This is a genomic window from Acinetobacter legionensis (assembly GCF_057165765.1).
Genome location: NZ_CM169896.1, coordinates 1,467,302 through 1,489,608 on the forward strand (window position 1 = coordinate 1,467,302; position 22,307 = coordinate 1,489,608).

Annotated in this window: 25 protein-coding genes; 9 read left to right on the forward strand and 16 right to left on the reverse strand. The window is 35.8% G+C overall.

Going from position 1 to position 22,307, the window contains the following annotated elements; genetic code table 11:
* Window positions 1–5 precede the first annotated feature (5 nt).
* Together eutC and AC2G3J_RS06665 are read left to right on the forward strand one after the other, a co-directional pair.
* The gene (gene eutC, locus AC2G3J_RS06660) at window positions 6–821 is read left to right on the forward strand and encodes an ethanolamine ammonia-lyase subunit EutC (protein WP_483770847.1); all 816 of its coding nucleotides are present in this window, start codon (window positions 6–8) and stop codon (window positions 819–821) included.
* A gap of 473 nt (window positions 822–1,294) precedes the next feature.
* Window positions 1,295–2,164 (forward strand): metal-dependent hydrolase, encoded by an 870-nt coding sequence (locus AC2G3J_RS06665; RefSeq protein WP_419327841.1) that lies wholly within the window; start codon window positions 1,295–1,297, stop codon window positions 2,162–2,164.
* 174 nt (window positions 2,165–2,338) lie between these two features.
* Here the strand turns inward: AC2G3J_RS06665 and AC2G3J_RS06670 are convergent, their stop codons facing one another.
* The 9 genes from AC2G3J_RS06670 to AC2G3J_RS06710 all read right to left on the reverse strand — a co-directional run bounded on the left by AC2G3J_RS06670 (window position 2,339) and on the right by AC2G3J_RS06710 (window position 9,748).
* The gene (locus tag AC2G3J_RS06670) at window positions 2,339–3,085 is read right to left on the reverse strand and encodes a hypothetical protein (RefSeq protein ID WP_336954017.1); all 747 of its coding nucleotides are present in this window, start codon (window positions 3,083–3,085) and stop codon (window positions 2,339–2,341) included.
* Between the two features lie 158 nt (window positions 3,086–3,243).
* Window positions 3,244–3,603: a cupin domain-containing protein gene (locus tag AC2G3J_RS06675; RefSeq protein WP_336954016.1), complete on the reverse strand. Its 360-nt coding sequence runs from the start codon at window positions 3,601–3,603 to the stop codon at window positions 3,244–3,246.
* 76 nt (window positions 3,604–3,679) lie between these two features.
* On the reverse strand, window positions 3,680–4,228 hold the full coding sequence (gene folE, locus AC2G3J_RS06680) for a GTP cyclohydrolase I FolE (protein ID WP_171064926.1): 549 nt from the start codon (window positions 4,226–4,228) through the stop codon (window positions 3,680–3,682).
* A 126-nt stretch (window positions 4,229–4,354) separates the two neighbouring features.
* On the reverse strand, window positions 4,355–5,056 hold the full coding sequence (locus AC2G3J_RS06685; RefSeq protein ID WP_419327842.1) for a Smr/MutS family protein: 702 nt from the start codon (window positions 5,054–5,056) through the stop codon (window positions 4,355–4,357).
* A gap of 192 nt (window positions 5,057–5,248) precedes the next feature.
* Entirely contained in the window at window positions 5,249–6,055 is an 807-nt protein-coding gene (gene trpC / locus AC2G3J_RS06690) for an indole-3-glycerol phosphate synthase TrpC (RefSeq protein ID WP_336954013.1), read from the reverse strand.
* Window positions 6,056–6,073: 18 nt separating this feature from the next.
* Complete coding sequence (gene trpD, locus AC2G3J_RS06695) at window positions 6,074–7,120, reverse strand: anthranilate phosphoribosyltransferase (RefSeq protein ID WP_336954012.1); 1,047 nt, start codon at window positions 7,118–7,120, stop codon at window positions 6,074–6,076.
* Between the two features lie 18 nt (window positions 7,121–7,138).
* Window positions 7,139–7,723 (reverse strand): anthranilate synthase component II, encoded by a 585-nt coding sequence (locus AC2G3J_RS06700; protein WP_004724599.1) that lies wholly within the window; start codon window positions 7,721–7,723, stop codon window positions 7,139–7,141.
* Window positions 7,724–8,267: 544 nt separating this feature from the next.
* On the reverse strand, window positions 8,268–9,173 hold the full coding sequence (locus tag AC2G3J_RS06705) for a DMT family transporter (RefSeq protein WP_336954011.1): 906 nt from the start codon (window positions 9,171–9,173) through the stop codon (window positions 8,268–8,270).
* Window positions 9,170–9,748: a TetR/AcrR family transcriptional regulator gene (locus tag AC2G3J_RS06710; protein ID WP_336954010.1), complete on the reverse strand. Its 579-nt coding sequence runs from the start codon at window positions 9,746–9,748 to the stop codon at window positions 9,170–9,172. The genes AC2G3J_RS06705 and AC2G3J_RS06710 overlap by 4 nt, the downstream gene beginning before the upstream one ends.
* A 395-nt stretch (window positions 9,749–10,143) precedes the next feature.
* On the opposite strand from AC2G3J_RS06710, the gene AC2G3J_RS06715 reads away from it, so the two are divergent.
* Window positions 10,144–10,626: a hemerythrin domain-containing protein gene (locus AC2G3J_RS06715; RefSeq protein ID WP_483770848.1), complete on the forward strand. Its 483-nt coding sequence runs from the start codon at window positions 10,144–10,146 to the stop codon at window positions 10,624–10,626.
* Between the two features lie 422 nt (window positions 10,627–11,048).
* On the opposite strand, the gene AC2G3J_RS06720 is transcribed toward AC2G3J_RS06715, so the two are convergent.
* Window positions 11,049–11,315: a hypothetical protein gene (locus AC2G3J_RS06720; RefSeq protein WP_483770849.1), complete on the reverse strand. Its 267-nt coding sequence runs from the start codon at window positions 11,313–11,315 to the stop codon at window positions 11,049–11,051.
* A gap of 2,061 nt (window positions 11,316–13,376) precedes the next feature.
* Here AC2G3J_RS06720 and AC2G3J_RS06725 point away from each other — a divergent pair.
* From AC2G3J_RS06725 to glnA, 3 genes are all read left to right on the forward strand, one after another.
* Entirely contained in the window at window positions 13,377–14,318 is a 942-nt protein-coding gene (locus tag AC2G3J_RS06725) for a hypothetical protein (protein WP_483770850.1), read from the forward strand.
* Window positions 14,319–14,452: 134 nt separating this feature from the next.
* Complete coding sequence (locus AC2G3J_RS06730; protein ID WP_336954005.1) at window positions 14,453–14,986, forward strand: GTP-binding protein; 534 nt, start codon at window positions 14,453–14,455, stop codon at window positions 14,984–14,986.
* Between the two features lie 433 nt (window positions 14,987–15,419).
* Window positions 15,420–16,835: a type I glutamate--ammonia ligase gene (glnA, locus tag AC2G3J_RS06735; RefSeq protein ID WP_336954004.1), complete on the forward strand. Its 1,416-nt coding sequence runs from the start codon at window positions 15,420–15,422 to the stop codon at window positions 16,833–16,835.
* A gap of 342 nt (window positions 16,836–17,177) precedes the next feature.
* On the opposite strand, the gene AC2G3J_RS06740 is transcribed toward glnA, so the two are convergent.
* The 5 genes from AC2G3J_RS06740 to AC2G3J_RS06760 all read right to left on the reverse strand — a co-directional run bounded on the left by AC2G3J_RS06740 (window position 17,178) and on the right by AC2G3J_RS06760 (window position 20,525).
* The gene (locus AC2G3J_RS06740; protein ID WP_336954003.1) at window positions 17,178–17,585 is read right to left on the reverse strand and encodes a DUF3106 domain-containing protein; all 408 of its coding nucleotides are present in this window, start codon (window positions 17,583–17,585) and stop codon (window positions 17,178–17,180) included.
* Entirely contained in the window at window positions 17,575–17,901 is a 327-nt protein-coding gene (locus tag AC2G3J_RS06745) for a hypothetical protein (protein WP_336954001.1), read from the reverse strand. The genes AC2G3J_RS06740 and AC2G3J_RS06745 overlap by 11 nt, the downstream gene beginning before the upstream one ends.
* The gene (locus AC2G3J_RS06750; RefSeq protein WP_336954070.1) at window positions 17,894–18,508 is read right to left on the reverse strand and encodes an RNA polymerase sigma factor; all 615 of its coding nucleotides are present in this window, start codon (window positions 18,506–18,508) and stop codon (window positions 17,894–17,896) included. Before AC2G3J_RS06750 ends, AC2G3J_RS06745 begins: the two co-directional genes overlap by 8 nt.
* Before the next feature lie 155 nt (window positions 18,509–18,663).
* Window positions 18,664–19,440, reverse strand: coding sequence for a TrmH family RNA methyltransferase (locus tag AC2G3J_RS06755; protein WP_483770851.1), 777 nt, complete (start codon window positions 19,438–19,440; stop codon window positions 18,664–18,666).
* 110 nt (window positions 19,441–19,550) lie between these two features.
* Window positions 19,551–20,525, reverse strand: coding sequence for a class 1 fructose-bisphosphatase (locus AC2G3J_RS06760; RefSeq protein WP_314338101.1), 975 nt, complete (start codon window positions 20,523–20,525; stop codon window positions 19,551–19,553).
* A gap of 175 nt (window positions 20,526–20,700) precedes the next feature.
* Between AC2G3J_RS06760 and AC2G3J_RS06765 the strand changes: the two genes are divergently transcribed.
* From AC2G3J_RS06765 to AC2G3J_RS06775, 3 genes are all read left to right on the forward strand, one after another.
* Entirely contained in the window at window positions 20,701–20,886 is a 186-nt protein-coding gene (locus AC2G3J_RS06765) for an NF038105 family protein (RefSeq protein WP_483770852.1), read from the forward strand.
* Window positions 20,887–20,961: 75 nt separating this feature from the next.
* The gene (locus AC2G3J_RS06770; protein WP_483770853.1) at window positions 20,962–21,150 is read left to right on the forward strand and encodes a hypothetical protein; all 189 of its coding nucleotides are present in this window, start codon (window positions 20,962–20,964) and stop codon (window positions 21,148–21,150) included.
* 51 nt (window positions 21,151–21,201) lie between these two features.
* The gene (locus AC2G3J_RS06775; RefSeq protein ID WP_483770854.1) at window positions 21,202–21,567 is read left to right on the forward strand and encodes a hypothetical protein; all 366 of its coding nucleotides are present in this window, start codon (window positions 21,202–21,204) and stop codon (window positions 21,565–21,567) included.
* A 163-nt stretch (window positions 21,568–21,730) separates the two neighbouring features.
* On the opposite strand, the gene pal is transcribed toward AC2G3J_RS06775, so the two are convergent.
* Window positions 21,731–22,300 (reverse strand): peptidoglycan-associated lipoprotein Pal, encoded by a 570-nt coding sequence (pal, locus tag AC2G3J_RS06780; protein ID WP_004822680.1) that lies wholly within the window; start codon window positions 22,298–22,300, stop codon window positions 21,731–21,733.
* Between the last annotated feature and the right edge of the window lie 7 nt (window positions 22,301–22,307).

The window sequence follows — 22,307 nt, forward strand, 5'->3', positions numbered from 1 at the left end:
AAATCATGAAGCTCTCAAAACTTGAAACTTTTCCAAATGGTTTTCACGAAGATCCTTGGCATAAGTTAAAACAATATACTGATGCCCGAATTGCGATGGGAAGAGTAGGATGTAGCATTCCAACCCAAGAATTGCTTAAGTTTCAACTCTCTCACGCACAGGCCAAAGATGCTGTTTTTCACCAATTAGATACTAAAAACATGCAAGCTCGGCTTAGAGATTTAAAATTTGAAAGTCTCATTGTGGAAAGTAAAGCAACTGACAAAGAAGTATATTTAAAACGTCCCGATTTGGGACGTGAGTTATCGGAACAGGCTCAAACTCAGCTCAAGACTTATGTGCAGCAGCACCCACAGCAATGTGATGTATGTATCGTGGTTGGTGATGGCTTATCTGCGCGAGCAATAGAGGAGAATGCGATTGCTTATATCAATTCTTTACGTGAACATATTGATACTGAGGGTTGGAAACTTGCCCCTATTGTGATTGCGACAGGTAGCCGTGTGGCATTAGGTGATGAAGTGGCACAAAGTTTTAATGCGCCGTTGCTAATTATGTTAATTGGTGAACGGCCTGGTTTAAGTTCACCTGATAGTATGGGTATCTATTATACGTGGAAAGCGAGAAAAGGTTGTTTGGATTCCAGCCGAAACTGTATTTCCAATGTAAGACCTGCGGGGTTGAGTATTCAAATTGCCACACAGCGTTTAATGGCATTGATGCGTAATTCATTCAAATTACAACTTTCGGGTGTAGATTTAAAAGATGACCATGTGGTTCCATTACAAAGCGATGAGCATCTAAAAAAATTATTATTTTAATTGCTAAATTCTTTATACCTTCAGGAAAGCAATGTTTTAGTTTTATAAGGCATGGCTTTCTTAATGCACAAATTTATTCAAGAGTGAGCTTCTTGGACATGGCCAAATTTAGAAAAATAAACTGAATAATGGCAAGCATCTCACTTAAATGTTGCATAACTAATCCACGTTATAACTCAGTATTTTTATTAAATATGCTTGATGTGGCATTTTAGCAAAGTCTATTTTTGAACAGAAAAAGGCATTTGGACGATCAACTTTTTACACAATTTAGATCATGCTGTTGATGGTATCGCAAGCATATATCGACATACTTCGAGAGACTTATTCGATCGAAATATCAGAAAAAAAGAGATGCAATGACATGTAAATGAGTCGAAATGACCTATGGAATTATACCCAGTTAAGTAAAATTCTAATAAGCGCACCAGCTAAATTAAAAAAATGATAATCAGCCAGAGGCAGGATCAACCATGGGCATTTTAAAAAAATTTATTAAATCGAGTGTATATCATGAGCCATTACCTATTCGCCGTGATGTCAGATTTAACTTACCTGCGGAGCGAATCGCAGATTGGCATACCGCCGCAGGTCCAATTTTTACCGCATTGCTAAATACGTTTTCTATCGTCTTGCCGATTGGAGAGCGTTTCTTTATTGATGCGGTAAGGGCACATCGTGATTTAGTCCAAGACCCTGAATTACAAAAAGCAGTGACTGCATTTATTGGTCAAGAAGCGATGCATGGACGTGAGCATGAAGAATATAACCAAGCCTTATTTGCACGCTCACCGATTGCACCAAAATTTGAAGCATTGGTTTTAGAGATTTTTGGTCTGCTTAAACAGCATTTACCTGCATATTTTTGGCTCAGTGGAACAATTGCATTAGAACATTTTACCGCTTTATTGGCAGATTCTGTATTACGCACACCTGAGTTATTTGAAGGCGCTGAAGAACATTATGCCAATATTTGGCGTTGGCATGCTTTTGAAGAAACCGAACATAAAGCTGTAGCTTTTGATGTATGGAATACTGCAATGGGGCATGGTTCTTATGCCTATGCTGTTCGTAGTTTTGGATTGGTGGTCGCAACGATTGTGTTCTGGGGCTTAGTGATTCCTGTATTTTTAACCATTGTTAAAGGAGAAGGGAAGTTAAGCGATTTATCCAGCTGGAAAAAGACCTATCATTATACCTTTGGCGGTATAGGCGTATTAAGAAAGCAATTGGGAAATTATATCGATTATTTCCGTCCAAACTTCCATCCGTGGGACCATGAGAATCGTCAATACATGCAACAAATGGAGCAATTGATTTATCAATTGGCTGAAAAAAAATAATCAAATATCATATTTAAAGGATTGGCTGTGTGTTTGTGATATATCGCACAGCAAATGATTTTGAACAGCTTATCGAGCAGTTCATTTCATTATGGTGATTTGCTCGATAAGCTTTAAATCTGTATGAATTAAAAAAACTTGCGAAAAATGATTCAGCTCAATCATTGATACAAACTATTTAAATAATTTGCCTGCTTGAGAAAGGATCTTTTTGCCTTTTTGAGTGACTTCTAATGTGACATCTGGTGTTTCACTTGTACCTAAAACATTACGATAAACTACATATTGATATGTACCACTGTTAAAAATGTAGTGATGATCGCCGCCTGAACCATCCATTTCAACACGACCTTGATTTAAAATCAGATCAGGTTTTGTCGCTTGCGACTGTTTTGTTCCCCAAGATGCATAACGGTATTTACCATTGGGCATGGCATCTATACGCACTTGAAATTTGGCTGTTTTAAACTGTAATTCAGGTGTTTTAAAATTTTTAAGTGATGAATGTAATTGATTTTTTTGTTGTGAAATCAGCTGTGCTTTATATTTTTGTTCAGCATCACTACTGTAGTTAATGGCTTTAATTTTATGACCATCTAACCATAGTGTGCCACCATTGAGCATCACACCACGCCAACCCATACTTTCCCATTGTGATGGTTTTGAGTTGGCGATCTCTTGAATAAGTTGAGTATCAAACACTTGGTTAAAGCGTTGTTTCATCTGAGTTGCATTGGCAATACTTGGGATGGGTTCTTCACGATGTAAGGGATAGGTAATGTTATTTGAAATCGCGGTGATATTTTTATTTTTAAATAATTTAATGACACTTTGCACATCTTTTAATTCGTTGGCATTTAGATTGTCGGCAAAGGCGCTAGTGGCAGTTAACGCTGAAATAAAGATCAGTAAATTTTTCATTTAAAATATGGCATAAGGCTAAGATAATTTAAATCATATAGTTTTAAGTGGACAATAAGCGAATGTTTTACAAATATAAGTTATAGGAAAGCAAAAAATATAAAAAAGCTTATATTTGAACGCACTGATCATCAAAAAAAGTCACCAGTTTTACTGACTCAAACTTCAACCACAACAAAATATTTTTTAACTACCTCAATAACTTCAAATGTACCGATAAATGAAGGCGGGATAATTCCTGCTTCACCAGCTTTAATTTCTACAAATGATGAGGTGTTTTTATCGTGCAAACGAACAATACCTTCAATTAGCTGAAAAAATTCCTGTTTATTGTCTGCAAATTGAATATCCCATGCACCAACCTCGCATTGCCAAATACCACAATTCATATTGGGATGTTCATACAAACTTTGCGTGAGTCGTTTGGGATTTCCTTTAACCAACCGTTCTGCACGAGGATAGTCGATACTGGTTTCACTGTGCGTTAAACCATGACCTGCCAACCAAATTAAAGACATTGTAAAACCCTATCGTAAAATAAAGCCTCAATAAAATGAGGCTTTGATATTTATATTGCTTACTGAATGATCCGTCTTAATGTGCTTCAGGCACGGCAGATAAAAATTCACGACGTGCTTCTTTATCTGTTTTAAAATCACCAACAAATGACACAGTACGTGTGGTCGATTCTTGTTTACTGACACCACGCATCATCATACACATGTGCGCTGAATCAATGACCACAGCAACACCACGTGCTTGGGTAACTTCAGCCACGGCATCTGCGATTTGTTTGGTCAACTGTTCTTGAATTTGTAAACGGCGAGCAAACATTTCTGTGATACGGGCAAATTTAGACAGTCCTAAAACATTGCCAGAAGGGAGATAGGCAATATGTACACGACCATGAAAAGGCAATAAATGATGCTCACATAAAGAATAAAATTCAATATTCTTTACCAAGACCATTTCATCATTATCAGAAGGGAAGACCGCATTATTGGTCACTTCTTCTAGCGTTTTGCTATAGCCAGACGTCAAGTACGAAAAAGCTTTAGCCGCACGCATAGGCGTATCTTTCAGACCAGGACGGTCTAAGTCCTCGCCAACGGCAGTTAAAATATTCGCGTAGGATTGCTGCATAGACATAAAACGTGTTCACTTATACGGTTTGAACAAGGACGGCATTGTATCAGAAAAATGAATAATATTTTCTAATTACAAGATAAACCGACACTTATGAGAGTTTTGATCATTTAAAACGAATGATCATGGATTTCCATTTAATTTTGGATTTCTTTCAGCACGTTTCAGTAAAACTAAAACTGCGCCTGTGCCACCTTGTTTTTCAGGAGCACTTACAAAAGCTAAAACATCACGATGTTGACGAAGCCAGCCGTTCACATAAGTTTTGAGTATGGCTTCTGGGCCTTTGCCATGGACAATTTTAATGACATTTTGGTTTTCATCTTTTGCCATTTGTATGATTTGCAATACAGCAGAGCGCGCTTCTTCAACAGTACAACCATGTAAATCAACAGCTTCAAACCAGCGTAGATTACCAGCTTTTAAGTCTTCAAAAACTTTATGTTGTAGTGTTGCGATGCGATAGCTTAAAGCCGCCTGACTTGCAACAGGATTTAAAATCGCTTGAGTATCTGACAATTCTGCATCATTAATTTCAAATGCACCTTCAGCCGCCGCGCGTTTGGCAAGGGTTTTTGCATCAGGTTTTTTGCGCAAATCACTACGCTCGATTTTGGCAATATTGCCGTTATCAAGTTTGGTTACACCGCCAAGTGCGGTTTTAAACAAATCAGCATCATCTAACTCCTCAGGTACTGTTACTTGGGCATTCTTACTTTCAGGTTGCACTGCAACTTTTGAAGAGTGAGGAGGAGTGATTTGTTTTTTGAATTGTTTTAATAAATCAAGCTGTGATTTAGAGAATGTGGAATCAGATTTACTCATAATTGCAAAAAACAGTAAATGGACGGTATTAGGCGCTCAGTATAGTCTGAATCTTGTCAAATTTGAACTGAATTGAATTCACACAGTTATATCTGCTTTGATCATGACCTGAATGTTGGGAGTTGAAAAATTTATAGGGGGAGTGGGAGAAATATGAAAACAGGGTGAGCGAACTCACCCTTTGACTTTTAATTACACTGTTTCAGGCAGACCAAACAAAGCATTAAATGCATGATCAGGGCGTGGTTGTTTCATAAAGCTTTCACCCACAAGGAACGAATGAATATCGTGTTCTTGCATCATGCGCACATCATCTGGTGTTGCAATACCACTTTCAGTAATCAGTAAACGTGAAGGTGGTAGTAACTTCTTCAAGCGCAATGAGGTATTTAAATCGACATCAAAGGTCTTTAAATTACGGTTATTTACACCCAGTAAACAATGCTCTGAAAGTTGCAATGCACGTTCTAGTTCTGCTTCATCATGAACTTCGACCAAAACATCAAGGTTCTGCTCAAATGCGGTCTTTGACATTTCTTCAAGTTGTTGATCTGACAAACAAGCCACAATCAATAAAATACAGTCGGCATGTAAAGCACGCGCTTCGATAACGCCGTAAGGATTAATCAGAAAATCTTTACGTAGCGCAGGTAATTCACAGTGACTACGTGCGATCTGAATATTTTCATCAGCACCTTGAAAGAAATCTAAATCTGTTAAAACAGATAAGCAGGCTGCACCAGCTTGCTGGTATTGTTGAGCAATTTCAGCAGGGTTAAAATTTTCACGAATTATTCCTTTTGATGGTGAGGCTTTCTTAATTTCAGCAATCACACCTGGGCGTTTACTGTATAAAGATTTCGCAAAACCTCGCACAGGTGTTGCAGCTTGGGCAAGCACTTCTACATCGTTTAAACTACGTTGCTTTAAACGTTGAGCAAATTCTTCGTATTTACGATCAACAATTTTACCCAACATTGTATTGGCAATATCCACCATGATAACGTCCTCTAATCCTTAAGCTTCATACTCTTTGAGTGTTTTGGTAAATTCAGACAAAATGCCCATTTTTTCTAAAGCTTGCCCACCATAGATAATATCATGCGCTAAAGCGACACCTTGTTTATAACTCTTGGTCAGACCTGAAACATAGATTCCAGCACCTGCATTTAATGCCAGCATACTGGCTGCTTTTTCACCTTTTGCTGATTTCTTCTTACCGAGCGCATCTTTGATTAATGCTAGGCTCTCAGCAGCACTATCAACAGAAAGACCAGTTAAGGTCTGAGACTCAATATCTACATCTTCAGGTTGAATCATCCATTCCGTGATTTCATCATTTTTTAGTTCGGCAACATAGGTTGATGAAGCTAAACTGATTTCATCTAATCCATCTTTTGAATGAACCACCATGACATGTTCAGCACCCAATTGTTTTAGAACTTCCGCTAAAGGACGGCACAATTCTGTAGAAAATACACCAATCACATAGCGTCGTACCCCAGCCGGATTCGTAAGCGGGCCAAGGAGATTAAAAATACTGCGGAATCCCAATTCTTTACGTGGACCAGCAGCATATTTCATTGCTTTGTGATGATTTGGGGCAAATAAGAAACCAACCCCCATTTCGCGGATGCATCGTTCTGTCTGGTGCATATTTAAATCAAGGTTAATCCCGGCCTGTTCTAAAAGATCAGACGAGCCTGATTTAGAGGAAACACCACGATTTCCATGTTTTGCAATAGTTGCACCTGCTGCCGCAATAACAAATGAAGAGGCAGTAGAGACGTTAAATAGGTTCTGTCCATCACCACCCGTACCAACAATATCAATTAAATGCGGGATATCACCCACATCAATTTTAATTGCAAACTCACGCATTACACGTGCTGCAGCGGTGATTTCGTCAATACTTTCACCTTTTAAACGAAGTCCCATCATAAATGCACCAATTTGGGCATCTGTGGCTTCACCACGCATGATGGTCCGCATCACTTCTTCCATTTGAGGTTGAGTGAGTTCGATATTTTTAGTGATGTTATTTAAAGCTTGTTGAATATTCATTATCTTGTACTACACACATTAAGCATAAATTTCTAAAAAGTTTTTAAAGATCTGATGACCATGTTGACTCAGAATGGATTCTGGATGGAACTGCACGCCTTCAATTGGCAATGTCTTATGTTTGACACCCATAATTTCTTCAATAGAGCCATCTGCTTCATTGGTCCAGCAAGTGACTTCAAGACATTCAGGCACACTGGCTTGATCAATCACAAGTGAATGATAACGTGTTGCTGAAAATGGAGAAGGTAAGTTGCTGAAGATCCCTTGGTCACTATGGTACATGTCAGATAAACGACCATGCATCACTGTTTTGGCACGCACAATTTCGCCGCCAAAAGCCTGACCAATCGCTTGGTGACCTAGGCATACACCGAGTGTTGGAATTTTTCCTGCAAAATGCTGAATTGCAGGGATAGAAATTCCTGCTTCAGATGGTGAGCAAGGACCGGGACCAATCACTAAGTACTTTGGTTGCCATCGTTCGATATCCTCTAAGGTCACGGCATCATTGCGAACAACTTTAACGTCTTGGTTTAACTCGCCAAAATATTGGACAATGTTATACGTAAAGCTATCGTAATTATCGATCATTAGAAGCATATTGATATTAACCTATAGAAATTTATCAATTTATTTTGTTTGATGAATTTGGATACCCATTAGGTTACCCATTTTGAAAAAAGTACCTAGTTACAGCACAAAATAAAAAAAGCCTGCTAGGTGCAGGCTATGATATCAGATTCTTGTTTAAATTCTTCCACTTTTTACTTTGCATAGGAGTCATATCCGAACACATCTTTTCCGAAATTCGATTGGGTTGTTTGATATTTACTTGCTTAATTTCAGAGTAGAACTTTTTGCGACCATATCCAAGTAATCAATAAAAACCTTTTCTCGGACACGACGATCAATTTCCATTAACCTTCCTTCTTTACCATCCAGATATTCAGTCCATATACATTGTTTAGTTTGATTTACACCACTTCTCCCAAACTATTAACCACTTCACTTGGCAAATCATTCGATTCAGCTGGCTGATCACTGATTACATAAAGAGATATACAAAAGTGGCAGAACGAAACGAGCTGATACAGAGCGAATTGATAAAGAAAAATTAGATGAAGCATGGCTCTTAGATTGAGGGCTACTTAGTTTTAGAAAGAAGCGCTAAGCACAATGAAATAAAAATCATGCCAATCCAACCAATGGGTGCCAATTTTTCCCCAACTAAAACAATAGCTAATATGGCAGCAACTAATGGCTCAAATAACGTTAAGGTAATCGCTTTACTTGCTGGGACAGTTTTTAATCCATATCCGAATAAGACATAACCTAAAAACATTGGAATGAGCATCATATAGCCAACCACATAAATATTTATATTTTCCTCAAACAAATTTGCACCAGTAAAAAATAATGTTGGCAGTAAAAATAGAGATCCAATACCAAATATTAGGCCCATAGAGGCTTTTGAATCTATACCTCTATCTATCAGTTTTTTGGCAATCCAAGAATATAACGCATAGGTAAGTCCTGCCAGAGCTCCTAAAAATATTCCTAGAATTTGTCTATCATTTGTAATCTGTTTTGACGAAATCGATGAATGACTTTCTCCAATTGATAATAAAATTACACCACTAATACCCAACACAAAACAAATAAACCACTTAATAGAAAGCTTTTTATGATCAAAAAATCTTTCTAAAAGAGCTGTAAATAGTGGTGCTGTGCCAATCGAAACGACTGTCCCGACTGTAATTCCCGCTAGATGCATTGAAGAATAAAATGCTAATGGGTAAATGAAAACAGAAATGACACCTATGGAAAGAATGATTAAATTAGAATTTATCTGAGTTATGTTATTTTTAATGTTCTTTCGAGCTAAAATTGCCTGTAAAAGGCCACCACCGCCCATTGCTGCTGCACCAATAGCAAGAGGACTAAGATTTGGGGCAAAAGTAGCTATTGTACCTGTAGTTCCCCAAAGAAATGCCGCTAAAAGAACTGCAATAAAACCATAACTAGAAGAATTCGAAATTGAATGATTCATTGAATGGCCTCTTGTTCTAGAATGCTAATTACAATTTTTTTGGCTGCTTTAATTTTTTGACTAGAACCTTCCAAACCAGCTCTCGCAATTGAACCCTCTAAAATAAAAGAAAACATTAATGCTATTTCATGAGCTTTTTCGTGATTTGAAATAAGCAGTGAGAGTTGATTTAAAATAATATTTTCAATTTCATCTTTATGTGATTTTATTGCCTTTCTTTCAACACTATTAGCAGGAAATTCAGCAGCTGCATTCAGTAATCCACATCCTCTAAATCCTTTTTCATAAGCAAACTCAGCATGATCTTGATATGCATCGAAAACAGCTAAAATACTTTCGAGGGGAGATTTAGCTTGAGCATTCCTTTTCTGATACAGATCCAGCCATTCTTGATGCCTAAATTCAACGTATGAAGAGATTAGAGCGGATTTAGTTGGGAAGTTGTTATACAGTGACATTTTCGCAACACCAGCCCTATCAGTAATTGTATTTATTCCTGTGTTAGCAATTCCATCGTTATAAAACAATGTAGCTGCAGCTTCTAAGATTTTTTCTTTAGCAGATTTAGTTTTCATATTAAAAAATTAGGTAGACCGATATACCTAATATAAACTTGTCGCAATTAATTTCAACATTTTTATTTTGGGAATATGACCTAGGGAGCAGAGCGAAGCGGTTTTTAAGGCAGGCTTGCTCTAAACTCTTAAAATTAGAATTAGGGTAGGGTAACGAAATCACGCTATGGCTCATTGATACTGTTTGAACATACAATGAGTGTAGTACTTTGAATGATGAGCAGAATAAAGCCTTAAGTCGATGTTTTTTTAATTGATTTTTAAATTTTATAGATCATACTATATAATTAGTAATTACAATTAAAATACTATTGAAACAAGAATCAAATAATAAATATAAGTTTATCCATTAAGATTGAATATGAAATTAATTTTTCCATCAATAGGATAAAAGTATGAGCCATAGTAAGCAACTCACCATATTTGATGTCTTAAAATTTAGTCATGAAAAACAAAGAGAGTTATCTGATAAGTTAATTGAAACCACTGGTAACTCAGAAGAAAGAAAACATTATTTTTCATTATTAAAAAATGAATTATTTGCACATGCTGTGGCTGAAGACAGGTATTTTTACATACCTCTTATGATGACAGATGCAGGTTTAAATATAACAAGGCATGCTTTGTCTGAGCATCATGAAATAGATGAGCTACTTGAACAACTGACTGAAAAAGAATTCAATAACCCCAGTTGGTTACGTATAGCAAAACAGCTACGTAAGCTGGTACATCATCATTTAGATGAAGAAGAGCATAAATTTTTCCAGCAATCTGGCAAAATTTTAAAAGATGATGATAAAGTAAGCTTAGCGAAAAAGTATCAACATGAATACGATAAATATATTGATAAAGACAAAATGAGTTTAGTAAACCAATGATTTGAACGTATTAAATTTAGATAGGGCAGATTTGAAAATGGAAAATCAAATTAATTGGTTTAGCTCTTTTCTCAGTTGCTTCGGTTCACGGGTACATAGGCAGTTTAGAAATAGATTTAATAAACTTTAATCGTCCAATTTTTAGTAAATTAATTTCTTAGACAGCTTATCTCGGCTCATAGATCACTTTCGATCTTTGAAATCACTTGGATTCACATAAATTTTTGATTTACAACTGATGAACACGTACCTGATCTTGAAAGATTGAGTAAAGCATGATCCTTTAAGTGAGGGACGTTTCATTTAACACTGATTATATTGAATTAGAAGCAAGTAAAGGATTAGTTTTTTCAAAAATGCTTTGCTTTGGCATTATTTGGGAGAAATAACCCTCAAATACTAGTTGAATTCTTTCCCTAAATTCATGCTAGTTCCAAACTCCTTATTTTAAAGGAGTCATTCTTATCTAAATGAGAGCTTAGGGAAAGCATAATACAGCTATAAATCCTAAAAACTTCCCAATCTAATTTTTCAGATGAATTTTTTTTAAGATTATAAATCCCCCATTCTAAAAGCCAATATTCCTCCATATCCCATATTTTTTCTTCATGCAACATTCCTATAAATGATAATTTATCATAAAAGTCATTATTAGGAAAATTGCACAGTATAATTATTTTTACATTCATAATTTATGTTCTTTAAACTTTTTCTAAAATTAATATAATATGATTTATGCGAAACTATAAAATAATGATGTGTTTTGTTAAAAAATAAAGACTTTAACTTGATAAGCTAAACACACTTATCAGGAGTTTACCATAAGCAAAACAAAAGTTTTATACAGCGGAGTTTAAGCTGAAACCATAAAATTAATCGAAAAAATGAGGGCAATGCTTCAGAAATCGCAAGACAGCTTGATATATTCATGCAAACTCTTTCAAATTGGTACAATAAAGTCAAATATGTAACACTGGTTGCTATATATCAGTACTGGGAATGTGTCACATCTCAATTATACAAGATCAAATTAATCCAAACAGATTTAATGTTTCATAAGTGCAGTGAACAATTTCATTGAGTGTTTTTTTGTCTATTTTTCTTTTCTTAAGCTTTTTTGATTCAGTCATCTATGTAGTATTTTATTAAATTCTTATGGGAAATGACGAATGTTAAATTATCTTAAGAGCTTTAATACTATTAATACCTATTTGATTCTCTCCTCTATTTTATTGGTCATTGTGTTAGGTTTAAATTATTTCTGATCAGTTCTCTCGATTGGTCGAATCATTACTTATCAGCAATTATAGTTTCGCATTTACAGAGACTCTGAATTAAATTTAGGGAATTATTTTGTTACGTTATAACGTATTTGTTTTTGATTTCTGCCTATGAAATTCAGCTATAGTATATATGTGTATGACTCACACACTTCATGCTTTATCTCCGAGAACCCACTGAAAGGTGGGTTTTTTATATCAGCCTACGACAATTCATAAATGTTAAATTGTTGTTGAAGATTAGGAAAGATGAACAGTTAGTGCTTGAAAATTCGGTCAACTTATAGAAAAAAGCCCACGTGATGGCTATTTTTCGAATTCAATCTTAATTAATGTAAAGAAGCATAAATTTTAGCTTTCAGGACGTATAGGGTAAGGTTGATAAGCTGACAAGTTAAATGAAAATAGTTTTAAAGGGGGATTAGACATCTTTTTACTACTAAATTTTAAAGGTGCTCGTTATAATTAGTATATGAAAATCGATAAAGTTCAATATATAAGATTTACTGATTAGCTATATACTTTTTTATAACTATGCTTAAAACCTATTTCTTAAATTTGATTAAGTTTATTTTACTCATTTTAATACTTAAAAATTTGAAAATTCTCTGTTTGTCATATATTGTTAAATTATAGAAAATTTTTAATTAATTGAAGAAGATTTAATTGATATTTTCTAAAGTTGAAATATTCAAACATATTATTTTCAATTATTTATTAAAAATAAGGTAAGAGCAAAATTATAAAAAGGTAAATAAGTGAAAATATAATAGGTGCTTTAATGTTGTTATTTGTATCTAATCAAATTCATGCAGCCATAACATGTGGGATAACTGCATCGTCACATTCAAATCTTAACAGTATTTATAAATCTAGTATTTACACGCTTCCAATCCGACTAACACTGATTATATTTCTGATCAATCTGATATTAAAAATAATAATAATCATGATTATATTGAAAATCTAGCAATTCAAGCAATTACAACGACTGAAGCCCTAACGAGTCTAGGCTTTATTAACCCGTTAAATAGTGTGAGATATGTTGGTGCTGCTGAATGCATTGATATTCATTTAACTGCTCTTTTTGGAAATGGGGTAGCTTAAGAAATAAGGTTAACTTATTAAAACACAATTTATGCATGAGTCCGATATTAATATACAAATGTAATTAATATTTTTAAATAAAATATTAAGTTTTATTAAAAATGATCGGAATTTTTTCTAACCCGTGACGTCAATTTTTAGCTATTTTAAAATTAAGTTATTGAAATTTAATACTATATATTATCTTGACTGCTTGAGTTTCGTGATTACTGCAAATGTTTTTAATAACTATTCTTGTAATTTATACGCTTAATAGTATATTAAATTTGTAGATATTTTTTACCGCATCTATAGTGTTTTATATTTTATTTTTTAATAAAAATGATAAACTGTTCACACTTTATATAAGGCCGTGAGGGCTAAATGAAAGAAGAAGTAAAAATCGCTATATTCGGTTTAAGTTTAAATGTGCTTGATGCAATTAAGCAAAAGATACGATCTATGTATGATGACTCACTTCAAGTAAGTTGGGCGAATATTGCTGATCCTCATTTAGATATTCTTCTTGTGAATGATATGTTTTTTAGTTCGCCAACAATTCAGAATTTGATTGGTGTTAAGAAAGTCCCATACTTGCGTCTGATTAATAAGAACGAAAAATCAGGGCAAATCGAAGGAGATAAACTATATCTACCTTTTTTAGCTTCAGATGAAATTCGAAAATGGTTTAAAGACCGTTATTTACACGTACCTGTCAGTGAAAAAACCGTCAAAATTGTCAATCAAATTTCAAAAAAAGCTGATTTAAACAAGGTGGTAGCTGAGCTTTCTAATGAACGGAATGGTAACGTTCAAGTATTCGACTCAAAAGGCAACATCGCATTAGTCAATATTCGTACACAACAAGTTTGGGTAGACGCGCTACGAAAAGTTCAAGGGACGGATGTTTCTTTAAATTTTACTTATGCCACTATGCAAATGGCGCAGTCTGTCAGTATTTTCCAAGGGGTAGAGCTAAAATCATGGTTATGGAATTTATTGTGGTATTCAGATGATGTCAATATTCAAATCAGTTCTAGTGATTATTATAAACTCGTAGATTGGCCACAACCGAATCATCAAAATGAACGCCAAATGGTTTTTAAAATTGCAGCGTGTTTTGAATTGGGGGCAAGTATTGCTCAGGTGGCTCAGAAAACAGGCTATAGCAAAGCGCAATTAGCTAAATTTGTTTCAATTGGCATAATGACCAATGCGTTGAAAAAAATAGCAGTGGAAGATGCAAAATTACTTACTGAAGAAAAACCATCTTCAGGCATTTTAGGTGGCTTTTTTGGTAAGTTAAGAAAAAAATTAGGGCTTTAACTGTGTAAAGAGTATGCGAACCCAATAAGGCTTCTAAAAATTAACCTTTTAATCAAGTTTGTTTATACTGACACGATAAGTAAATGTATAACCAGTTTATATGATGCCGTGATCAGTTCCAAATAGGTGATGATGTGATCTTACAAAAGTATAAAATTGTTTTTGGCGGTAAAATGGGCGCAGGTAAAACAGAAGCAATAAAATCATTATCTGAAATTTCAGTCTTATCTACAGAAGCACAAAATACAGATGAGCAAGCACATAATAAGGCATTGACCACTGTCGGGATTGACTATGGTGAAATTAAATTAGATGAAGGCGTTATTGTTGGATTATATGGAACGCCAGGGCAGAATCGCTTTGATTTTGTTTGGTCAGTGATATGTAAAGGTGCAATCGGAGCAGTTGTGCTGATTGACCATACGCAAAAAGATGCACTTGAAGATTTAAAATTTTATTTTCAAAGTTTTAAGGAACATTTAAACAATATTGTGGTTGGTATAACCCATATAGATGAAAATCCTCAATATCTGTTAAAACCTTATAAAGATTGGATGCAATTAAATCAATTAACCATGCCAATTTTTGCGGTGGATGCCAGAAAAAAAGATGATGTATTGGTAATGGTTGAAGCACTCATTGCAAGAGCTGAAGTAGAATTTGGCTAATTGTAGATCGTAGGTAATATAATTACATCGCTGTATAGAGGGAGATATAGATAAATGTTAAAGGCGTATTGCTACCTTATATGCCTTATTTTAATGCTTTTGAAATAAAAAATTGTCATCATCTTAAAAAATAGTCGATAAAAAGCGTTGTTCGCGCAATATAAGCACCAAGATAAAACATTTTATTTAGTTTGCACGAAAATAGTGCGTTTAAATTGTGCGTAATAATTTTAAAATGAGAAGTATGTTTGAATATGGTGCAATTCTATTTGCACTCAGTATAATAGACGGAATTTAAGTATTGCTAAGCTTATTTTCTGATAAGAAATTCAATATTTTAGCAATTATTTTAAAAGTTGGTATGCTACTTGCTATATAAATACCAACTACTAACACGCACTTCACAAGTGCAACAAAAATTCATTGGAGCAAAATGAGCATGGCGAACAAGGTCCTTCAACTCATACAAGAAAGTGGCGCAAAATGGGTCGATTTTCGCTTTACTGATACTAAGGGTAAAGAGCAGCACGTAAGCTACCCATCAGATACTATCGATGAAGATACTTTTGAAGATGGTAAAATGTTTGATGGTTCTTCAATTGCTGGTTGGAAAGGCATTGAAGCATCTGACATGATTTTACGTCCAGATCCTGAAACTGCTTTCCTTGATCCGTTCTTTGCTGAAGCAACCATCGTCGTTACTTGTGATGTTATTGAACCGTCTACTGGTCAAGGTTATGACCGTGATCCACGTTCGATTGCTCGTCGTGCGGAAGAATACCTAAAATCAACAGGTATTGGTGATACTGCATTCTTTGGTCCAGAGCCAGAATTCTTCGTTTTTGATGAAGTTAAATGGGACATCGATATGTCTGGCGCTCGCCATACATTAATCGCTGAAGAGGCTGCTTGGTCTACAGGTAAAGACTACGAAGCAGGTAACTCAGGTCACCGTCCTCGTGTTAAAGGTGGTTACTTCCCAGTTCCTCCAGTAGATTCTTCACAAGATATGCGTGCAGAAATGTGTGCTCGTATTGAAGATATCATGGGCCCTGGCCGTGTAGAAGTACACCATCACGAAGTTGCATCTTGCCAATTAGAAATTGGTGTAAGCTTCAATACTATGGTGCGTAAAGCTGACGAAGTTCAACAGTTCAAATATGCTGTTTGGAACGTTGCGCATCAATATGCAAAAACTGCGACGTTTATGCCTAAACCAATGGTTGGTGATAACGGTTCAGGTATGCATGTTCATATGTCTATCTCTAAAGATGGCAAGAACTTGTTTGCTGGTGATGAATATGCTGGTCTTTCAGAAATGGCGCTTTACTTTATCGGTGGTATCATCAAGCATGCTCGTGCATTGAATGCGATCACAAACCCTTCTACTAACTCGTATAAGCGATTGGTTCCTCACTTCGAAGCTCCAATTATGCTTGCTTATTCTGCACGTAACCGTTCTGCTTCGATTCGTATTCCATACGTTTCTAGCCCTAAAGGTAAACGTATTGAAGCACGTTTCCCAGATCCAATGATGAACCCATACTTAGGTTTTGCGGCATTATTGATGGCTGGTCTTGATGGTATTCAAAACAAGATCCACCCAGGGGAAGCAGCTGATAAAAACTTATATGATCTTCCTCCTGAAGAAGAAGCTAAAATCCCAACAGTTGCACATAGTCTTGATATGGCCCTTGAAGCACTTCAAGCGGATCATGAGTTCCTTCTTAAAGGTGGTGTATTCACAAAAGAAATGTTGGATGCATACATCGAACTTAAAACTGAAGATGTACGTCGTTTAAATACAACCACTCACCCAGTTGAATTTGATATGTACTATAGCTTGTAATTCGTTTTCGAATTTAAGTGATGAAAAACCTGCCTTGTGCAGGTTTTTTTATGCCTGAAAATTAGAAATAGGAGTGTTTTTAGTAAACAGATAATAGTCAACCTGTTAAAAAACACATACATAAGAATATAATTTCTCTTAATGAATATTTTTTTAATTAAATCGATTGGTGAAGAAATTAAATTATTTGATTATAAAAAGTTTGCAATGCCATATTTGCTTAGAAAGTTTGAATAAATTTGCGAAGGTGATGCCTCTCTTTTCAGAGATTGAGGATGATTTTAAAGGGTAAAAAGCCAGTTAAACTTTAACTGGCGATGAATAAAATATAAAAAAGAATGCTTAATGTGAACCCGTTATACTTTGTTGATACTTCACCATATATTGTTCACGAATTTCATTGCGCTCATCAGTGGTCGATGCTTTTTGCATTTTTTTGCGCATCTCATTACGTTCAGATGTACTCATTTGCTGCCATACTTCACGCATTTTTTGTTTTTCTTGTTCAGGAAGCTGAGTAAACCAATCCATGCGCTGTTGCAGTGCTGCACTTTGATCAGTGGGAATTTCTTTTAAATTTTGATAGCGCTTAATCAATGCCTTTTGTTCTTCCTCAGAAAGGGCATCCCATGTTTCGTTAACTTGACTAGTTGCATCTTTAGAAAATATCCAAAAACGTTCAAATCCAGCAAAACTTGTTTGTAGAAAACCAATAGCACAAAATGCCAAAGCTAATTTTCTAGCTGCCATGAGAATTTTTATCCTCACCAAATACAGACAACATATCTAAATCTTCCATCATTTGGGGTGAAAGTTTAGGACTAATAACCACTTGTTGTGGGGCTTGCGATTCTGGTGATATATCAAAAGCGTTTGGAATCACAACAAAACCAGTAATAGCTGCAGCAAGTGCAAAGCCTGTCATTTTCCAGTGACCAAAACGTGACGTTTGCTTGTCTTGAATATGGTCAAGCACATTATTCATCACCACTGCTTTATTGCGGTGATTACGTGCAACCTCATCCAATTTTGCCGTCACTTGTTTGGTGAAATCATCATTATTCATGTGATGAACCTCCATACGGATTTAAATGTGAGAGCGAAGTTCTTAGTCCTTGAATAGCTCTGTGATAATGAGTTTTTACACTACCTTCTGTACAGTTCATAATAGATGCAGTGGTTTGAGTATCAAATCCTTCCCAAGCGCGTAACATAAATGCTTGTTGCTGGCGTACCGGGAGGCGGCTAATGGCTTCTTGAATTTCCTCAACGGTGACATCTTGATCTAGAAATTGAAGTGGATTGGGTGTGGATTCATCCACAATTTCCATGGCCTCTTCATCATCAGAATCTAAATCAATTTTTCGAAATAACGAAAATGGAGAAGCACGTCGTGCTTCCTTACGTCGCCAATCTTGTAATTTGTTATTTAAAATTGTATAGAACAGTGGATACCATTCTTCAGTAGATTTATCTGCATAAGCTTTATGTAAGGAAATAAACGCTTCCTGGACCAAATCCATCGCAATCCCATTGTGACCTTGGGTTGCATTTTCCATCATCACTAAGGCACGACCCGTCACGTCCTGCATGAAAAAACGCAGGCGCTGTTCACTCGTACTCGTTTGAGCACTTGCTGTTTCAGACTGTGACTTCTTTGGTGCTAAGTCCATAGAGATGGAAAATCCCGTCATGGGTACCCACCATTATTTTAACTTCATACCTATATAACGTTAAAAAAATGGTTTGGGTTGACATGTAAATCAATTATTTTTTTCAGTTTAAATGATTTTTTCCAATAACGGGCAATATTTAAAATAAATTAACCTTATAGTCGTTGTCTAACCATTTCAAAGAAACAAATCGATCCAGCAACGGCAACATTGAGTGATTCTTGACCACCAGGTTGTGGAATAGATACGGCTTCTGCGCGTTTAAGGGCGAAATCTGAAACGCCTTGACCTTCGTTACCTAAAATCCAAACACATTGTTTGCGTAGGTTTTTAGTGTAAAGACTCTCTGCCTGATGTGAACTGGTGACATACACAGGAATTTTAAATTGCTTGAGTAAGTCTTCAAGGATCACGTTTTCATAAGTTTGTAATGAAAAATGAGCCCCCATACCAGCACGTAATACCCGTGGTGACCATAATGATGCGGAACCTTTGGTACAGACAATTTGTTCAATACCCGCAGCGGCCGCTGATCTGAGTAATGTACCTACATTGCCTGGGTCTTGGACATTTTCAAGAATTAGCGTGTCTTCAGTAAAGTTCAATGCCTGAGTTGAACTCGGTAAATCCACAATGGCTAGACATGCAAGGCTGGTTCCAAGGGTACTTAAATCCTTGTATAAAGATTCACCGACCACAAACACAATACCTTGATATTGGTCAAGGATACTACCTAAATCTTCATGATCTAAGGCATGTTCAGTGGTGAAAATTGAATTAATTTTTCGACCTTTTTCTAACCATGCAAGCGTAAGGTGCGTTCCCTCAAGTACAGTTTGTCCTTGTTTTTTACGGTAAGTATTTTGTTCAATTAAACCTCTGAGATTTTTAATTTTGGGATTATCTTTTGATTCAAGGAAAATTGTAGGCATGGGAGAGTACGTCCAAAAAATTAAGTAGGGTCTGTGATCATTCTATAAAGAAATTGCAACAGACCCTAGCTGGCGTTACTCCCTAAATAGAGAGTAAGAAAAGAGAAGAATTAGTTGTGGTAGCTGGTAACAAGCTCAACTTCATTCTTAGAACCAATGATAACAGGAACACGTTGATGTAACTCAGTCGGTTGAATCTCTAAAATACGTGTACGACCAGTAGTCGATGCGCCGCCAGCTTGTTCCATTAACATACTCATTGGGTTGGCTTCATACATTAAACGTAGACGACCTGCTTTTTTAGGATCTTTAGTATCGTATGGATATAAGAAAATACCGCTACGACATAAAATACGATGAATATCACCCACCATACATGCCACCCAACGCATATTGAAATCTTTTTCACGTATAGATGTTTTACCTGCTTGTAGTTCATCGATATAACGTTTTACAGGCGCTTCCCAATGACGTTGGTTTGAAGAGTTAATCGCAAACTCTTTGGTATCCGCAGCCACTTGAATATTTTCAGAAGTGAGTAAGAATTGCTTTTCTTCAGGGTCGTAAGTGAAGAACACAACGCCCGCACCAACGGTCAAAGCCATCATTGTCGATGGGCCATAAAGTACATAACCTGCTGAAACTTGTTGAATCCCTGCTTGCATGAAGTCTTCAGCTTGCGTTACGGCATTTTGCGCAGGAAGGATAGAAAAAATTGTTCCTACACACATGTTAATGTCAATATTGCTTGAACCATCTAATGGATCAAATAAAACCAAATATTTACCATTTTCTTGAGCTGGGGTAAATTCATCTAATTCTTCAGATGCGAGTCCACCTACATTTGGATTGGCTTTTAAAGCATCAATCAAATAATCATTTGAAATCACATCAAGTTTTTTTTGCTCTTCACCTTGTACATTTTCATGTTGTGCACTCCCCAAGACACCAGCTAAAGCACCTTTCTGTAAAGCCTGATCGATGGTTTTGCAGGTATTGGCAATTGTTTCAATCACATTGGCAAGTTCAGGTGTTAAGTTCCCTTGTTGTTGTTCTAAATATTGGGATAGGGTGCGATATGACATATCAGAGGTGCTCCAAAAGCGATAAATTTTTACAAACCAAATAATGGAGGCTATTTTAGATGAGTTCAGCTCAAAATAGAAATTATCCTGTGTTATTTGTCGTGAAATTACCCTTGAAAGTATTTTAGAAAGTGTTATGTTGAATATACGTACAATAGCGTATAGGAGCACTGACATGACAACGACAAAGTTTGAAGCGACTCCGACTCCAAATGAAAGCATTGATTTAAAAGATATTAGTGCTGAAAAAGTGAAAGAAGCATGGAAGAATTACGAAGCTAAGCCTGAATTCAAGGAATTCAATAAGCATGACATGATTGAATCTATGCAAAGCCCCAAGCCAAATGAGTCAAAGGCTTAATCAATAAAAAGCGTTCATCGCGATATGAGCGCTTTTTTCTATTTATTTCATATTCATTCCGAACAATAAATCTTCATGATAGAGATTGATCACAAAATAGACATTATCATTCCGTTTAATAAAATTGGTGAACCGGGGTGGGATGTTAAAACTCACCTAATTTTAGAATCTCTTGCTGATTTAAATAATGATGAGATTGCATCTGCAATTGATGATGAGAAAATTTTAAAACTTGAACAGCGTTTAAATTGTCGCTTACCTTAATCTTTAAATATCTTCTATCAACACTTTGGGATTGCTGATATTGGTGAACAATTGCAGCAATTTGATGATATTGGCTACTTAAAAGATATTTGGGCAAATGCGCCGCAATATGTGCCTGAATTTAGTCAGGTTGATTTAGCAGTTTTACCTCATCTGATTACATTTAGTGATTATCTTGGTAATGACAATATGTTTTGCTTTCATGATATCAGCAAAGAAATCTATTACTTTGATCATGATGACATGCCTTATTTAAGTAGAATACTGGACTGTGTGGATGACTATATTAAAGGTTGTTTGATTTTAGTGCAGTCTGAGTTTTTTGCTGAAGCGCATCCAGATGAAGTGGATGAATGGGCAGAAGAAAGGTTTATTGCGTTATTTAATGAGAAAATACTCAAGAAATGGCGTTATTAATATAAATTACCATTGAACATGCTAAGCAGTTTCTTATTTTACTTTACTAAATCAAGACTTTATCTTGAAATGGGAAAGCGCTGAATAAGAAGAACTTATAATAAAAAATGCCCAATTGAATTGGGCATTTTTTATGGGCTATTTTAATAATGCAACTTTGGCATTATTTTAAAAGAGGAGGAACGGCTTCGTAGTTGATTTCAACACGGCGGTTTTCTTTCCAAGCAGCTTCATCATGACCAGCATTGATTGGCATTTCTTTACCGTAGCTTACCGCTTCTAATTGGTTTGCTTTAACACCATTGGTGATCAGGTAGCTTTCAACGGCTTTAGCACGACGCTCACCTAAAGCCATGTTGTACTCACGCGTACCACGTTCATCTGTATGACCTGTTAATGCCACTTTAGAGTTGGCATTGGCAATCAAGAACTGCGCATGTGCTTGTAGTGTTTGGTAGTCATCATTGGAAAGATCACTACTGTCATAATCAAAATGTACCACACGTTTCGCTAAAAATGCTTTATTGGCTTCAGTCACGCCTTTAGATGAAGCACCATTTAAGTTTTGTGCATTTAAAGCAGCATCTTCACTTAAACCACTAGTATTTACTGTAGTCGCACTATTTGGATTAGTTCCTGATTCTACAGTGGCAGCAGGTTTACGGCTTGCACAACCTGTCATCACCAAGCTTGCTGCTAATAAGGGTAAAGCTAGATATTGAATTGACTTCATGTTGATC

Bases quoted from the DNA above. Each gene is read 5' to 3' on its own strand.
- eutC (WP_483770847.1), top strand. From the start codon at position 6: ATGAAGCTCTCAAAACTTGAAACTTTTCCAAATGGTTTTCACGAAGAT.
- AC2G3J_RS06665 (WP_419327841.1), top strand. From the start codon at position 1,295: ATGGGCATTTTAAAAAAATTTATTAAATCGAGTGTATATCATGAGCCA.
- AC2G3J_RS06670 (WP_336954017.1), bottom strand. From the start codon at position 3,085: ATGAAAAATTTACTGATCTTTATTTCAGCGTTAACTGCCACTAGCGCC.
- AC2G3J_RS06675 (WP_336954016.1), bottom strand. From the start codon at position 3,603: ATGTCTTTAATTTGGTTGGCAGGTCATGGTTTAACGCACAGTGAAACC.
- folE (WP_171064926.1), bottom strand. From the start codon at position 4,228: ATGCAGCAATCCTACGCGAATATTTTAACTGCCGTTGGCGAGGACTTA.
- AC2G3J_RS06685 (WP_419327842.1), bottom strand. From the start codon at position 5,056: ATGAGTAAATCTGATTCCACATTCTCTAAATCACAGCTTGATTTATTA.
- trpC (WP_336954013.1), bottom strand. From the start codon at position 6,055: ATGGTGGATATTGCCAATACAATGTTGGGTAAAATTGTTGATCGTAAA.
- trpD (WP_336954012.1), bottom strand. From the start codon at position 7,120: ATGAATATTCAACAAGCTTTAAATAACATCACTAAAAATATCGAACTC.
- AC2G3J_RS06700 (WP_004724599.1), bottom strand. From the start codon at position 7,723: ATGCTTCTAATGATCGATAATTACGATAGCTTTACGTATAACATTGTC.
- AC2G3J_RS06705 (WP_336954011.1), bottom strand. From the start codon at position 9,173: ATGAATCATTCAATTTCGAATTCTTCTAGTTATGGTTTTATTGCAGTT.
- AC2G3J_RS06710 (WP_336954010.1), bottom strand. From the start codon at position 9,748: ATGAAAACTAAATCTGCTAAAGAAAAAATCTTAGAAGCTGCAGCTACA.
- AC2G3J_RS06715 (WP_483770848.1), top strand. From the start codon at position 10,144: ATGAGCCATAGTAAGCAACTCACCATATTTGATGTCTTAAAATTTAGT.
- AC2G3J_RS06720 (WP_483770849.1), bottom strand. From the start codon at position 11,315: ATGAATGTAAAAATAATTATACTGTGCAATTTTCCTAATAATGACTTT.
- AC2G3J_RS06725 (WP_483770850.1), top strand. From the start codon at position 13,377: ATGAAAGAAGAAGTAAAAATCGCTATATTCGGTTTAAGTTTAAATGTG.
- glnA (WP_336954004.1), top strand. From the start codon at position 15,420: ATGAGCATGGCGAACAAGGTCCTTCAACTCATACAAGAAAGTGGCGCA.
- AC2G3J_RS06740 (WP_336954003.1), bottom strand. From the start codon at position 17,585: ATGGCAGCTAGAAAATTAGCTTTGGCATTTTGTGCTATTGGTTTTCTA.
- AC2G3J_RS06745 (WP_336954001.1), bottom strand. From the start codon at position 17,901: ATGAATAATGATGATTTCACCAAACAAGTGACGGCAAAATTGGATGAG.
- AC2G3J_RS06750 (WP_336954070.1), bottom strand. From the start codon at position 18,508: ATGGACTTAGCACCAAAGAAGTCACAGTCTGAAACAGCAAGTGCTCAA.
- AC2G3J_RS06755 (WP_483770851.1), bottom strand. From the start codon at position 19,440: ATGCCTACAATTTTCCTTGAATCAAAAGATAATCCCAAAATTAAAAAT.
- AC2G3J_RS06760 (WP_314338101.1), bottom strand. From the start codon at position 20,525: ATGTCATATCGCACCCTATCCCAATATTTAGAACAACAACAAGGGAAC.
- AC2G3J_RS06765 (WP_483770852.1), top strand. From the start codon at position 20,701: ATGACAACGACAAAGTTTGAAGCGACTCCGACTCCAAATGAAAGCATT.
- AC2G3J_RS06770 (WP_483770853.1), top strand. From the start codon at position 20,962: ATGATAGAGATTGATCACAAAATAGACATTATCATTCCGTTTAATAAA.
- pal (WP_004822680.1), bottom strand. From the start codon at position 22,300: ATGAAGTCAATTCAATATCTAGCTTTACCCTTATTAGCAGCAAGCTTG.